Here is a 15781-nt window from a genome sequence, read left to right as displayed (position 1 = left end):
TATTTAGTTATTATTAATTAATTTCCTCAATTCATCCCAGCGGGGATCAATCTTATCATTCTCTTCTTCCATTGTCAACTCTTCCAGTACATGCTCCATCTCCTCGTTACACTTTCCCTCCGGGTGAACCACGCGAAGCGGGTAATTCAGCATATACACCTCATATAGCGGTTCACTTAAATCCAGATAATCATCATCTTGAGCCAAGATAATAAAATCATCATCATTTCCTTCCACCCTCTCCCCGTACTTCGCATACAAGTTCAATTCCCCGCTAATCGGTAACTCCATTTCCTCCAGACAGCGATCGCAAATTGCTTCCACCGTCCCTTCGATCGTCATCCGAACCTCCATTAGCAAGGATGACTTCACGATATTTACTCTCGCGTTTACTTTCCCTTTCGTACCTTTTGTCGCGTCAAAACAATCAAAAAAACCGTCATCCATGACAAACTCGAAAGTGTGAACGCCTTCCCCTAACCCTCTGTGGGCTATCTTATATTCTTTCAATCTGTCCACTACTCTTGACGTAAAACGGGGACAAATGTACAAAAAAATATAATACCCAGTACATTCATACCCGTTTTTTTCTTGGAAACAAAATCTTGTATCTCTCTCCCACTTAATCGTGTTTGCCTTTTGAAGTCTCTATTTCCGCAAAGTGAACCCTACCGGCACTTGCAAGGTTTCCGAGTCATACATATTCAGGTAAAGAATAATCTTTTCCGACGAACCCTCGATAATTACCTCGTACATATCCAGTACACCACTATCTCCGAAGAGAGCGTTTGGTGTCTTGAACGGGCAGCAACTACCCTGCCGTTTATACGTGACCTTCTCCCCGTTAGGCCCCGCCAACGCGTTCAAAAAGCGTTGTTCGTTCAGAGGTCCCTCCATTCCACCTCCCACTTTGACTGGATTGTCCTCCGAGTAGCCATAGGTCTTGTCACGAGCGAATTTCGTAATCTTAAAAGTTCTCGCATCCAAAAGCTCGTGCCGGACGTTTGCTTCCCCCTTCCGGACACTCTTTTTCGAAGTCGCACAAGAACTCATCAAGAGTCCCACGATGCAGATAAATAAATAGATCGTTTTCATAATTTCGAATAATTAATGTTTCACGCAAATCAGCAGTTAGAAAAATATATTCTACAAAGGTTAGAAATCTATTTCTAATAAACAACAGGGAGCCACAATACCCCACATTAGGCTACCATCCCTCAACACCAACTACCCGACATCATGCCTCCCCTAACATGCCATGAACACTGGTCTGCGTTCATGGTATGTAGATATTATGTTAGAACTATGTTCATGGTCTAGCGCACCCATAGCCCATTCATCGAGTAACCATCGTCGTCGGATTTACCACCACCTCCTTCAAATTCCCATCAGCCATGATTTTCCGGGCAAGCTCCTGCACTTTTTCCACTGTGATCGAATTCAACAATTTATTGTAATCAACATCCCAATCCTCACCCCACGTGTAATACGTCTGTAATAAAATCAAACGAGTCTGAACATTCCTTGCATTTTGAGTTTCCATCTTTCGCCAATATTCCAGATGCTTGTTTAAATCTTCAGGATCAGGCCCTTTGTCGGCAATCTGAAAAAGCTCGTCTTTTACCACCCGAACCAGCTCTTCCACCATGTCCGGGTTCGTCTGGAAAGTTACCTTCAGATCATACGTACCGATCGGTTGTCTGGAGAGAGTTCCATTCACGGAAACCCCGTAACTTCCACCTTTTTCCTCTCGAATAATTTGATTATAGCGTGATTGAAGACAAGCGGAAAGCATTCCCATCGTCATCATATTCTGTTGCGTGTAGTCCATCCCGCCCGAGTAACCAATACTAACCATACTTCTGGCAGTTTCCATACGTATTTCTTGCCTTTCCTCTTTCACTCCGGGCAACACCCTCACCCCGTCATCCTTCCATCCCAATTGTTGCTTCCCGGCAGGAAGTCCTCCAATATATTTTTCCACCAGAGGCTTGAAAGTTTCCATGTCAATATCCCCGACAAAATAAAAAGTATAATTACCTGCCGCATCAGTAAACAAATTACGATACCAAGAGCTAATTTTACCACAATCAATACCTGCCAAGATCTGTTCATCAGGAATTCGTGTTCGCTGTTGGTCACCATACGTGATCTTATTCACCATTTGTGTCATGACAAAATCCGGAGAGTTTACTGAATTTTCCAAATTTATCCGGTTCGCCTCGATTATCATATCCAAACGCCCCCGATCAAAATTAGGACGTGTAAAATACAGATACGTCAATTGTAACATGGTCTCCACGTCTCCTTTCGCGGCACTTCCGTTTATATCTGTCGAAAAACGATTAATCGTAGGTTGTATGTTAACAACCTTACTACCCAACACCTTTCGTAACTGCTCTGCAGTGAAATCCCCTACTCCCGAAGCACTCACCACCTGTGCGAGCATCGAAACCGAATAATAATCCTCAGTGGGAATCATGGAAAGCCCCCCACTCGCCTGACCGTTCATAACGATCTGGTACGGACTATCCGTGGTTGGTAACACTACAACCCGGATACCATTCTCCAACATCCACACGGTCGAACCATATTTCCCTTTCTTGGTTTTTATAATACGACCAGAAATAATCTCTTCAGACAAGAGGGGCCGATCAATTTTTTCGGTCTGGTAAGGTTCCATCTCAACCGTCCGAACCCATGAGAAGAAATTTTCCAGAATCTCCGTTTCGGGTAAAACCCTCTTCGCCTTTTCCGGGGCGGAAATAACCAACACGTTATTCGCAAGCGAGATTAGTTGTCGTACCAACTCGTTAACCTCCTGCAATGTCACCTGTTTCATCAACATCAATTGCGTAACCGCCCACTTGTGTTGCGGAGACATCAAGGGTGTATTCTTCACGTAATGATTGATACATTCCCACACTAGCATCCCGTTCTCCCGATCCCCAGCAGTCTCGTACGCATACTTTCCACCTCTCAAGATTCCCGTGCGAACCTGCTCCAATTCCTCCTCCGTGAACCCGAAACGTCGCACTCGCTCCAACTCTCCATACGCTGAGGTGAAAGCCTCCGCAATAGCATCTCCGCGAGCCACAACCTGCAATTCCAACGCGTCACAAGTATTCGTCAGCGGAACATTCTGCAAATGGGCAGATGCGAACGGACATCCCTCCTGTTGCGCCAGCTCCCCAAAACGAGTGTTCATCATGGCTGCGGCAATATTGATCATCATGTTCATGTAAGTCGCCCCGACCCGGTTATTCAATTCCTTTGGAACAGCCGCTCGCCTAATATAAAAATTTGCATTACACGTCTGTTGTTCCGGATCTGTGATCACCGTCACAACAGGAGCCACGTTATCCGGAATCCGAATCACCTCCTTTGCCTTCGGATTCTGAGCGACAGGAATATCCGCCATTACTTTCTTCAACTTCGCCTCCATCTCGTTCACGTCGAAATCACCGACAATTACCACGGCCTGTAAATCCGGACGATACCAGCACTTGTAAAAATCTCGAAGCATCTGAGAATCAAACGTACGCAGGAACTCTTCCGTACCGAGCATATTCCGGTGTGCATAACGAGTATCTCCAAAAACGGGAATAGCCGCCTTATTACCCACCCGGAATTGGGCATTATTCCGTTGCCGTAACTCCTCTATAATCACCCCCCGTTCCTTGTCAATCTTCTTATCTTCCAAAGCCAAATACCCAGACCAGTCGTGTAAGATCAACAACATCGAGTCCACGATACTTTCCCGCTTAAGCGGAACTTGCGTCAACTGGTAATACGTCATTTCCATCCCCGTGGCAGCATTCAAGTTCGTCCCGAACTGCATCCCGATACTCTCCAACCAGAGGATCATACTATCATCCGGAAAATGCTTTGTCCCGTTAAACATCATGTGTTCCAAGAAATGCGCTAATCCATTTTGTGAATCCTCTTCTTGAACTGATCCCACATCATACACGATGTAGAAATCCGCCAATCCCGTCGACTTGGCATTATGCCTCAAATAATACCCCATCCCATTATCAAGTTTTCCAACCCTCACATTTGTATCTTGAGGGAGTATATCCCCCATATTCAATTGTTGGGCAGAAACAACACTACTTACCGCCACCGACAAGAATATCCCCAAGATAATTTGTCGTAATATTGTTCTCATAATATATGATTTAAAATTTATTTTATCCTCTGTCAAATACGTTACCTCGCACATCAATCATCATCGTATTACTCTTTCCCATAATAACGCTTAGAAATACACACCCGACCATAATTTGCTTTCGGTCGACTTTTCCTTACAAACATAAAAGCATCCTGCAACTCACGCTGAGCCACCGTATCCCCGGATGCTATATTCTCTCTGTACTCCAACGCTTTCTTTTCTATTTTTCTCAACGATTCAAGATATTCATCATTCAAACCCTGCAGGGAGATGGAGTTCATCACCTTTTCAAGAATCTTCCGGCCATAATCCCCACCCATGCTCTCGTAAAACATCCGTTCCCACAAGGCATGCGGCAAGACTTCAAACAAAGGCCTGGACATTTCCATCGAAGACACGATCAGTCGTCCCTCTCGATCAAAATAGATATTGACATCTATCATTATGTCAGTTGATAAAGAATCCGCTACCGCTTTTGCGATACGATTCACACCACCTCCGAAAACCCGCTTCTCCATCTCCTTTTCCCACCGGTTCCACGGATGATTCTCCCGAATCGTCTCTTCACCTTCATCAAAGGGAACAGCCAACAAATCCACCCACCCAAACATACTCTTGTTCAACGAATCCCTTATCGAATAATAATTTTTAGGAAAAATCCGAACGTTCCTATCATCCTGTTCGACTACAATAAACTTTTCCGTCTCATATCCCCGATCCTCCCGATAAACATACATTCTTTCTCGATTAAAGTCAAATGTTGTTTTCCTTATATCAAGACAAACCTCTTGTGATTCCACCTTTCCCCTAAAGTAACGCACATCCCAAAAAGGGATGGATTCCGCTGCATGACGAATGAACTCCATCCACGGACGAGCTGTTTTCACGTCTTCCCGTTCGTCACCGCGTTTTCGATCCAAGTCACAAGTCGTAACAAGCCGGATACACCCAATCCGATCTGCACGACCATCCATACGCGGGTAAACCGTAAAAGAACAATACAAATTGCGATCTTTCAACTCCGGATAACGATCCCAATCGTGCGCACGTAGTGTTTCCACAAAACGACGATAAGCCACCGTATCTCCCCGGCGTGTGAAATTATTTCGAATCTCCTGACGGACTACGTAACCTTGCTCCACCTCGCACACGATTTCTTCACGATCAATATATTTCCTGACAGGATCACCACTCACCATTTCACGCCCTTCAATGTCATACCACAAAGAATCCAACGAGCCGCCCATCCCCATCTTGAAAACCCCAGTATACCATGATGCCTCCACCGCCTCTCCTTCATTACCGGGCGCAACCACCGAAAGAGGTATCAATTCCCCAGTATAAGCATTACGAACCTCTGTCAACCACAATTTTTCTTCGGCAATCTTCCAGCGGGCATGATACCCCCAAGGACATTCCGTCGTGAAAGCCCCTTTCAGATAAGAACGTACACGAGAAAATACCTCTGAATCGTAATGCAAGGGGAAAGCATCCATTCGATAAAGCATACCATCCATCTCCAACACATCCGGATAAGCTCTCGACAAATACGTGTCCATCTCTAACCTGTATTTCCTTGCCACAGGATCCACCAACACCCTCTGAATTTCACCATCCAAGGTCACCACACGCCAGTCTCCTATCAATTCGGCACACGCATAGGCTTCACGAGTAGCAGGATCATCTGGTGCCAATTTCTCTTTCCGACACATGACCTCTACCCAATCCACCCTCCCGTCGGACTTAGGATAAATATACACATCAAAATCCACCCCTCTATTCTGCGTCATTTCCTTAATATTCAACAACATTCCCATCGTGTAGTGACACATCTGATTTCCTTGCTCCCGCAAACGGTTACGCACCTCTTTCCGATCCGTCATCTCCCCATCTCGAAATGTATATGTGATTTCCGTTTCAAATCTTGGAGGCTTAGGGCCACACAATATTGAGGTCGTGTAAATTCGATAAGGATAAAAACCTTCACCCCCCACCGCAAGAAGCTCGCCACTAAACCATCGGGCAACAATGCGTCCGTTTTCACGATAAACATCGAAAATACCGGAAATGTCCACAGTCTGGTTGTCTTTTTCAATTTTCTCCAAGAAAAGCATTCCTTCTTCCAACCGCCACAAACTAACATAATCCTTCCAATACTCGACAGAAGAAGTGTCTTCAACCAAACGTTTCTGTATTTGCCATTCCAGAACACTATCCTGTTCAACCGGGCAAGGATATATCCTCAAGGTATCGCTCCCGATAATCAACTGGGCAAATCCTCCCCCATACACCGTACTAACGAAACAGCACGTGTAAAACGTTATTAAAACTAATATCTTCATCACAAAAACATATAAAAGACAGATAAATAGTACAAATACAGACGACATCAACGATCTCCATTTTCATCATGACGCTTCTTTTGTCCGATTAAAAACAAAATGCCCTCTATAGACCACAAATGTTTTCCGGTCTTTCTCTCTGGCAAAATAAACAACTACATCCCCATTACGAACAACAACCATTTTACAACACACGGGAACTTGTTCCACCTCATAATCAACACGATCCTCGAACTCGGAATACCAAGACGTACGGGGAACAATGATATCATCTCCATTCATATTCAATGACATCCGGAAAGTAAATCTTATGATAATCGAATCTTTAGTCCCAATTGTAACCTCGTAATCTGAAATAATATACTTGGACGGAAAAGGTTCGCCATGTTTATAAGGTCTGGCGTACACGTATTCCAAACCCGGTCGTGTCCAAATATCATAACTCATGAAAGAATGAAGTATATCACCAGATATCTGCATATAAAATGGGATTTCCGCACCAAGAAATGACCAGCCACCGCCTCCAGGTGTGGCTGAAAAATCCACCTTAAAATCACGATTCTCCACCATTTGTCTCACGACTCCAGGTCGTTCCTTCATTATCGGTTTTCTCTGTTGCAAAGCACAAGCGGACATACTCGCCACTAACAGCATTACACACAGCCATTTTTGCAATACTATTTTCATCACCTTAAATATTAAATCGTATTTTACCATTCTCTAGGTACATAAAATTCTTGTTGTGCAATAAATCGATCAGCCACATACTTTCCAAGTACCGAATCATACCTTGCATAGGATAAATATATAGTAATCTCCCGATCCCCATGAACAAGAAAATTATTAATCGGATGACCATATTGGATTTCAGTCCCATGCCATAGAATTCCAGAGTAGTTATCATAGATCTCTGCATAATATATCCAATTAATACCTTTAGGATTTTGATCCTTCGCCTCCATCCATAATAGATTCTTATTAAACTTCACAATAATATAATTAGGCAGAACAGGGTTAAATTACGTTATAATTCCAATCTTTACTTGTATTAAATGTTAATTCCACTCCTCTAATATTTGAATTAACAGTTAACGTTGGATTTGACCTAACTATATCTACACATTCACCTTGCCAATCCCAATCAACAAAAGTGTCTGATGATGCTGTTTGTACATAAGTGGTTGTAGGGAGAGAACTTGTTCCTGATAAGATTCTACGTAATCCTTTATAAGGTTCAATCAAGAACACAGTCCAATGTGACATCTCTTTACCTATTCCACTTATACTAATACGATAAAAGGCTTTAAAAGAAATAATATTATTACTAGAACCAGGCACTATTATACCTTGAGCCGCTTGAAAGTCACCCACGCTCCTACTTAATAAATTTGCAGATTTTCCAAATTCAGGCAACACTTCTTCTATAAATTCTCCTTTGGGACCAAAGGATTTATTACCGAATGTAACTGTAGCTCCATCTTTTATATATTCAGCTAATATTGCATTTTGATTTTCAAGATATTCTAAAAAAAACTGATATCTCTTTTCACTAACACCTTTCGCAAGAATCCCTTCCTTACTTAAGGCACAAACATATTTTCCTCGTTGAAAATCAATATTTTTCAACAAGATTTTATCTTCCGAAGAAAGCTTATTTACCGGTAGTGTTGAATAATCAATATAACCTACGTTTTCTTTTTCATCCCATATATTTTCCGAATCATAACACCCGGTAAACATCATTATTGTAATTAAAAAAAATATTATTTTATTCATAATATATGTTTTATTAAGGATAACACATCAGAATTAGTTATTAATATACTCTAACATGATCAATGTAGTAGATACTGAATATGGTTAATTAACGATTATCGTCAGATAGCCACATAACCAAACAACTATATTCCAGATGCTTATCAACATATTTCAATATAGCACATTATCTGTCATGACAAGAATATCCTTACAGGTAATACATGTTCCTTCCCCTCCGTATCCCGCACCGTCACGATTTTAGCCCCATGCTGGCGGATCAGTTCATCGATATTGGGAGTTTCCAATGTCACGTTTTCCAACGGCTTACCGTCCAAGGCGATCACCGTCCATTGCGGAGCCAGTTTCTTACGTGCCTCTTTTCCCCACACGGCAGCGATTTTCAATACCCCATTTTCTGCTCCCGTCATCACGGGGCGGCTGTCGCCTTCCCACACGCTTGCATCCGCGTAAGGTTCAAAGTGATATCGTCCGTTAGGATAATCCAAGGTAAATACCCCTAAATCCGTTGTTCTGAAACAAAGCAACAGATATCCGACACCTCCGGTAATGATCGGCATTTTTTCGAAAACAGCATCACCCAGATGAAGTCCGGTCATTCGTCCCCGGTAAAGTTTATCCGTTTTCACCATGCCGCCCACCATTGTACCGATAAAACCAACTCCTTCCTCCACGTCACCGATAATCCCCGCTTGCGTCCATTGCTCGAATCCCTCCACCGAGGGCAATCCGATGGCTCCCGTTCCGTTACCCGTGTCAAACAATGCCGGTACATCGTGAATTTCGCCTTTTCCTTGCACCTTGATGGAAAGCAACGGGACATGATTCCAAAGTTCCAGTTTATTCCATCGTGTGATAGAAGCATCCGCCCGTCCTGCGAACGTGATTGTCTTGTTTCTCGAGTCGATCGTCACCACATAGTCATTGATGATATTCGCCCCGATCGTTCCGTCCACTCCAAGATGCACAAAAATCGGGTTATGCTCACTCATCACTGCCGCTTGCTTATCCTTCACCATAAGTTCCCCCAGCGACAACTCGGGAATCTCCGCCATGACTACCTGTCCATCCATACCCTGCATGGATTGTCCGGTTTGCCGGTAGACCAATTTCTCCGTATTTACCAGCTTATCTGACACGCAAGTAATTCCCGCACAAGTATCAAACAAGAAATAATAAGTATGCCCGTTAATCACTACCTTCACCACGGGCGCCCCTTGGCGAAACTCGTAGCTTAACACGACCTCTTTACCCAACGAAGCAGGGGTCTGCACCTGACTCTGCACCGTCGGGTTCGGCACATTCGCTGCAGTACCCTCTTTCAACAAATTGACATACTTCTCCATCTCCTTCTGCGCCTTCTTCATTTCGGCAGATTTCCCCAAAGCCTGCCACAGGGCAGCCTTTCCCGCATTCATCATGGCACGTGTCTGGTAGGAAACAATATCCTCTCCTGCAGCTTTCATAATCAACTCGTCCAACCACTTCAAACCGGCCTCAACAGCCGCCTTTTGTTCTTTCATCTGCGTCAGAGCCTGCATGAAAAACGAGAAATACGGCCCATACAACTGAGGTGGGAAAATATTTTCTCTCTCCACCTCCCGCATCGCCTCTAACATCCGTTTCCAATCCCCTTGTCGGGCAAGTTGTGACGTGTTCAGCCATACGGCAGCCATCGTTTTTCCTGGCCCCTCTTTTGCCTGATCCAGATAATCGACAAAAGCATTAAACCGCTCCTGTTCATAAATGCCAAGATTAGGATTTGTGGAAAACTCCATTGCCGTTTGCACCATCGCCCCCATCAACGTGGCATCTACCATCGCCTGCTGGTTCTCCAAAGGAATAGCGTAAAAACGATCAAGATGATCCCGTACCATCAGTAATGTTTTCGACAACGGATCATTTTCAAATTGCATGATGATCGGCCACATCTGCGGTGTCGCCAATTGATCGAGTGATAACCCGTCAAGCCACTCTTTCACCACTTGCTGCACCTCGGCATTCATCCCCGCACCCCCCAGAGCCTTAATAAACTCCAAAAGAAATGCCGGCTCCCGCTCCCCCGCATTATACCGGGCTACCAAAGCATCTAATCGTTTAGCAGGATCCAATAGGGCTTTTGCTCCCTCCACAAGCCAAGCAGCATCGCCCGCCCCGACAAGCTTTCCAATAACCTGTTCCGTCTTCGGATCAATAAACACCAATGTCGGCAAGGAAGCTACACCCCATTTTGCGACATTCGCCTTACCATCGGCATCTTTCTCTACATTAAACTGCACATTAACAAAATGGCGGTTAAAAAACTCACCCACGCCTTTTTGCGTGAACACCTGCGAAGCCAGTTGCTTACACGGACCGCACCAATCGGCATAACAATCCACAAAGATCAATTTCCCCTCCTCCCGAGCCTTTTCCACAACCTTCTTCCACGATCTGGAGGTTTCAAACGCAATGCCTTGCGTTTGGGCAAAGGCACTTACACCTAAAACCCAAAGCAAGACATTTAATAACATACATCTCTTCATTTGTTATTCCCCTTTGATAACCATAAATGAACCCAATGCTATATTATAAAAATCAATATAATTCCAAGACGAATCATATCCTTTCTCGAAAAAGAGATCCGATACTCTCAATCGAATCTTTGAACACCTTTTGGATGTTTTATTCTTATCCAGATAGACAACGGTCGTTTCGCCTTTACCTGTTCCGAGCATCGTATTTTCTTGGAAAGCAACAGCAATCCATTGGCCAGAAGAAATTTGCATTTCGACTTTAACCTGTTCCGGACATTGAATTGCAGTAGCAATATTAGCCTGTGTAATCTTAAATCCGGAAATACTCTCTTCTTTTCCAAAATCGATCTCAATAACATGTTCCCGAACCGAAGCACTAGATTGTGGTAACCAATAACTAGCATCATCAGTCAATAAATTATTCAAGCCTGAATTATACTCCATTAAATCTCTCGGTGTTACAGAAATATTCCAACTACTGGTTTCCAAGAATGTGAGAGCCGGTTCTACTGCCACAATATTTTTTCCCGTAAAGAAATCCGGTACTACGTTAAAATAATGATTCCCATAGTGATAAATTTCCACTCCGTTTTCTTTAGCCACCCGTAAAGCAGCTTCGGAAACAACTTGTTCTGTTAAAGTTGAACGATACGTTAATTCTGTACCGTCTGCAAGGATTCGATTCCGCCCCAAATGAAGTTCTTTCAAATTCGGGAAATGGAGTACATCAACCAAAGAAACCTGATTGTAATCAATATCCAACACCTCTACGTCGGTAATATCTGCTTTTTTGATTTCACCCAACAAATCTAATTTACTTCTGACCTCCACGGCAAAATCACTCTCAAAAGAAGGAAGTTCAAAATAAAGATTAATAGGCTCCATCTCCAACAACATATCCCCCACAACTGCAATCTTTCCAGTTCTATACACTTTAACTCCTTGACTGAAATCGACATCAGTACCGATTAAGGCGTAAGGTAACCCATTCGGGTAATCATCGATCCTATCCTCCGGTGTCGCTTCCCAAAATTGTTCGGTAGGATTATTCTTTTCATAATAACCAATTTTAAATGAAATCAAATTATCTGTCCACTCCTCAAACGTCACAAACAATTGTTTATCTGCAACATTGAATTGCTTTTTGACCACTCGACTAAAAAGAATCAACTCATCAGAAGCGTAGGTATAGGGACGTATATACACAGGATCACCTATCGAACGTTTAATGATTTCACCGTTCTCTGTTTGTTCTATAGCATAAACACCGAACTCATATTCATAATTTTTCAATCCTTCCACGAGATAACTCGTACTATTCCGATCAATAACGGCGGAGTCCGTCTTCTCATCATCTGTCCATTCTACTAAAATAGCAGTCCGACCCGGATCTAATTTTAAATTCCAAGTCAACTCTACCGACATCCATCGGGGCTTTCCTTGAAGATCATAAATCTTTGTTAAATACTGTTCGGGACCATCACCCGTATAGTCCGAGTAAGTATCTTCAAGACTCTCGCCACAACTTGCGACCAATCCGGCAAGCAAAACGAGTATCAGTGTATATTTCAAAAATAGTCCTCTCATACATTATTATTTTTGTCCGTAAACTTCCAATTCATGGAAAGTCACGTTATTATTATTGTTATGATTATAACTTGGATTATATAAATCTACATACGTTTCACGAAATTCGAGTTTGAAAAAGCGATACTCTTTATCCTCGAAAGGTAAAGCAATAGATATATAATAAGGTCCCACGGCATTCAGGGCTGCAATAGTTTTTACTTCATCTACTTGATTATTTGTCGGATTTATATACCAACGATCTATTAACGTAGCATTCGGATCCTGCTCAAAGCTACCAATATGTTCCCAATCATCGTTGGTACCAGAATTCGTCACTGGATCATAATCTCCTTCTCCAGTCCACGCGTACACTTGAATATTACAAGGCAATTTTGTAAAATAATCATTATCAAATTGGGAATTTACTGCATATCCATCCTTGATTCGCATATAGAATCGTAACTCTCCGACAATAGCCGGTTCCTTAATGTCCAACACAAAATAACATTCGTTACCTTCCCGATTCAAGGCATTCGGACCGGCCAAAAACGTGAAAGGAGGAGTGGCATTACCGGCTTTAAAATATTCTGCAGCCCGGGTCCCCTTCACATCTCCATCAAACAGATATTCCGCACCTAATGCTCCCGGTCGTCTCCAATCTGCCGTAGAATAAGGTTCCGTAATAATTTTATGGAAGGGATCCAAAAGTTCAAAGTTCGCATTCGGTATAAGTACCCTTTTCGCTCCCACCACATCGTTCCATACCTGTTTCCGTACAATCCGTTGACGATTGTCCTCCGTGGTGACCACTACCGTGTAGGAATCCTGAATCTGTGAATCCGTCATGGAGAAAGCCTTTACGTTAGGTCCTGCTTCCAGAAGGAAATTCTCTAAGAAAAGAGTATCTCTCTCTTTCGTCGTGGGATTAGTCCCCACGAAATAAACCGAGGCAGAACCTTCCGCCCGTCCTTCTAGGTTAAACACCAACTGAAATCCATTCCAATAGGGATTAACAGCCACTTCATCAAAAAAAGTATACAACGAAGAAGGGCGTGTATCAAAAGTAAAATGTAACGCCTTAGATGCATTCTCATTTTTATCCAAAAAAGCGACCTTTACCGGGATTTCCGTATGCGCTTGGTTGAACCCATCCAACAACAAGGTATCCACGGAATAATCTGCAATTTTATACACAGATTCTCCAAATTCGTCCGTGTATTCCACGCTTACCTTATTCACTCGCCGATCCGCTAAATTATAGCGCATAATGGCTCCCCCCTCCGTTGGTGTAAAAGAAAACATATCTTCGTTTATCTCTACATCAAAACCACCATTATCATCATCAGAACAAGCGAACAATACGGACATCAATAGTATCAATAATATTGTATTTCTCATCTTTTTCTTTTTTAGGTAACTTAAATTTAAAATCTAAAATTTAAAATTCATCTACCATCCGGGATTTTGTACTATACCGGAAATCATTGCTTCTTCACTCTTAATGGGGAACAAGTAATCCCGAGATGGATTAAATGCAGCCTTGTCCCACACGGTAACAGGCCCTTGAAAGTTATTATAGAACCCTTGCCATGTCTGAGCAGTAACAACCCAAGCTTGAGGTTTATCGTTCCAACCTTCGTCAATTGCCGTACCCCAACGACGTACATCCCAAAAACGATGTCCCTCGAACATTAACTCGATCGTACGTTCCCGACGAATAATATCTCTCAGACCAACCTGCTCATTGAATTTATTCGGATTGATACCATATCTGCCCCAACTATCTTGAACTGTAGACAGCCCGGCACGTTCACGAATTGCATTCAGACGATCAAAGATCTGTGTTCGATGCACCCCGTTCGGGCCTTCATACTCGTTCCAAGCCTCTGCTGCTATCAAATAAAGTTCAGCCAATCGTATTACCACATGCACATTAGCAGCAAAACTCATAATATCATTGCTATAACTACTCGTATTAAATTCACTCCGTGTTCCTTTCTTTATATAATATCCGGTAATATTTTGCTCGTAATCACCATTAATACGATCCTGTTTTAAGCCGAAAGCACCTCCCCGGTAGGAATCTACAATCATATTGTATGAATCATATACACCCCGTTGCCAATACAATCCGGGAGCAGCAATCGTAGCATAAAAACGAGGTTCTCGTTTCAAATGCAAAGCAAGCACATCCGTACCCAAAGGAACTACTTTCGTATAAGCCGGATCGCGTTCCTGAGCCATGGCATAACCATCACCATAAGTCCACGTCTTATCCTCCTCAATCGGTAATCCATTCGCCGTATAGAATTTATTCACCATCCGAATACTCGTACCCAATGTACCCTTCAAAACACCACTATAATGAATATCAGAAGTACTCGAACCTAATTTAGGCAACAGATGTTGATACAAATTATTGTATCCTGCGACCATCATAACGGCCTCCGTCGAATTGGCCCAGTTAGGAGCCCACACGGAACATTCCAAATCTCGCATCGTATTCAGTAAAGCAGTAGATTTATCCTCATTTCCGGAAATAAGTTTATAGCCATTATTTTCCAAATACTCGATAACCTCTTCTGTATATTCAGCAGCAACCCTCCACTTCTCTTTATCTTCTTCAGAAAAAAGCTTCTCTCCATTCTTATTGGTAAAATTCCGGTATTGCGATAACCCTCCATTAAAAAGTGGTGAAGCAGCATAAAGTAATACCCTTGCTTTCAATCCCATGGCACCCTCTTTAGAGAAAAAATCTCGCTGATCCGCATCTTTCTCCGCAAACACTTGTAGATATGGAATAGCCTCATCCAAAAGATCGGTAATTGCTTTAAAACAGCTATCAACCGAACTTCTCGACTGTCTCTGTTCTTCCATGGGAGCATAAACATCAATATTCTGCGGGACTAACACGATCGGACCGTAACGTTTTACAAGTTCAAAGTAATAAAAAGCTTTCAATGCCTTCACTTCGGCAGTCCAACGTTCCAACTCTCCGGGTCGTAAATTGTAAACATCCCCAATATATTGCAAGAAAGTATTACAATAGCGGATATAGTAATAAACTCCATCATACGTCCAAATATCATTAATGGGCGATAGCGCTGTTTGTAACCCATCTGCGATATACAAAGTTGAAATATACCCCTGTCCTTTCCGGGCATAATCTCCGGCGGTATATTCATCCGCTCCCGCTAACGCAGGATTCCAATTCAAATCTACGGCATACGTTTTAAAACCGGCACAGGCATCATTCTTCCAGCGAGCTGCTCCTGTCCTCGTTTCAAAAATTTTGGGAATGGTTAGAATATCGTCTTCGGGCACCAAGTCAAGAAACTCATTGCATCCTGTTCCCAAAAAGATTGAACAAACAATAACTAATATATTCTTGAATTTCATACGCA

11 protein-coding genes are annotated in these 15781 nt (G+C 42.8%); all 11 read right to left on the bottom strand.

All coding sequences use genetic code 11. The annotated features are described in order from the left end of the window. Positions 1 to 3: 3 nt before the first annotated feature. Positions 4 to 519, bottom strand: a complete 516-nt coding sequence (locus R8806_RS15650) for a YceD family protein (protein ID WP_229782946.1) — start codon at positions 517 to 519, stop codon at positions 4 to 6. A 129-nt stretch (positions 520 to 648) separates the two neighbouring features. Beyond that, a complete protein-coding gene (locus R8806_RS15645) occupies positions 649 to 1095 on the bottom strand; it encodes a 2-dehydro-3-deoxyphosphooctonate aldolase (protein WP_124317295.1) in 447 nt (148 codons plus the stop codon). 241 nt (positions 1096 to 1336) lie between these two features. Further along, complete coding sequence (locus R8806_RS15640) at positions 1337 to 4171, bottom strand: M16 family metallopeptidase (protein ID WP_124317296.1); 2835 nt, start codon at positions 4169 to 4171, stop codon at positions 1337 to 1339. Between the two features lie 68 nt (positions 4172 to 4239). After that, the gene (locus tag R8806_RS15635) at positions 4240 to 6516 is read right to left on the bottom strand and encodes a hypothetical protein (protein WP_124317297.1); all 2277 of its coding nucleotides are present in this window, start codon (positions 6514 to 6516) and stop codon (positions 4240 to 4242) included. A 66-nt stretch (positions 6517 to 6582) separates the two neighbouring features. Continuing rightward, a complete protein-coding gene (locus tag R8806_RS15630) occupies positions 6583 to 7203 on the bottom strand; it encodes a hypothetical protein (RefSeq protein ID WP_124317298.1) in 621 nt (206 codons plus the stop codon). 4 nt (positions 7204 to 7207) lie between these two features. Further along, positions 7208 to 7432, bottom strand: coding sequence for a hypothetical protein (locus R8806_RS15625; protein WP_151411871.1), 225 nt, complete (start codon positions 7430 to 7432; stop codon positions 7208 to 7210). 98 nt (positions 7433 to 7530) lie between these two features. After that, positions 7531 to 8292 (bottom strand): hypothetical protein, encoded by a 762-nt coding sequence (locus tag R8806_RS15620; protein ID WP_151411873.1) that lies wholly within the window; start codon positions 8290 to 8292, stop codon positions 7531 to 7533. A 173-nt stretch (positions 8293 to 8465) separates the two neighbouring features. Then, a complete protein-coding gene (locus tag R8806_RS15615) occupies positions 8466 to 10817 on the bottom strand; it encodes a thioredoxin fold domain-containing protein (protein ID WP_124317915.1) in 2352 nt (783 codons plus the stop codon). A gap of 3 nt (positions 10818 to 10820) precedes the next feature. Further along, positions 10821 to 12395 carry a DUF4998 domain-containing protein gene (locus R8806_RS15610; protein ID WP_124317916.1) on the bottom strand — a complete coding sequence of 525 codons (1575 nt, stop codon included), beginning with the start codon at positions 12393 to 12395 and terminating at the stop codon, positions 10821 to 10823. Between the two features lie 6 nt (positions 12396 to 12401). Beyond that, the gene (locus R8806_RS15605; protein ID WP_124317917.1) at positions 12402 to 13775 is read right to left on the bottom strand and encodes a DUF4959 domain-containing protein; all 1374 of its coding nucleotides are present in this window, start codon (positions 13773 to 13775) and stop codon (positions 12402 to 12404) included. A gap of 51 nt (positions 13776 to 13826) precedes the next feature. After that, positions 13827 to 15776, bottom strand: coding sequence for a RagB/SusD family nutrient uptake outer membrane protein (locus R8806_RS15600; RefSeq protein WP_151411875.1), 1950 nt, complete (start codon positions 15774 to 15776; stop codon positions 13827 to 13829). Positions 15777 to 15781 lie beyond the last annotated feature (5 nt).

The sequence above is a fragment of the Butyricimonas faecihominis genome, assembly GCF_033096445.1.
Classification (GTDB): domain Bacteria; phylum Bacteroidota; class Bacteroidia; order Bacteroidales; family Marinifilaceae; genus Butyricimonas; species Butyricimonas faecihominis.
Note: the sequence above shows the minus strand (reverse complement) of the source record. Positions and strands in the feature narration are given on the sequence as shown.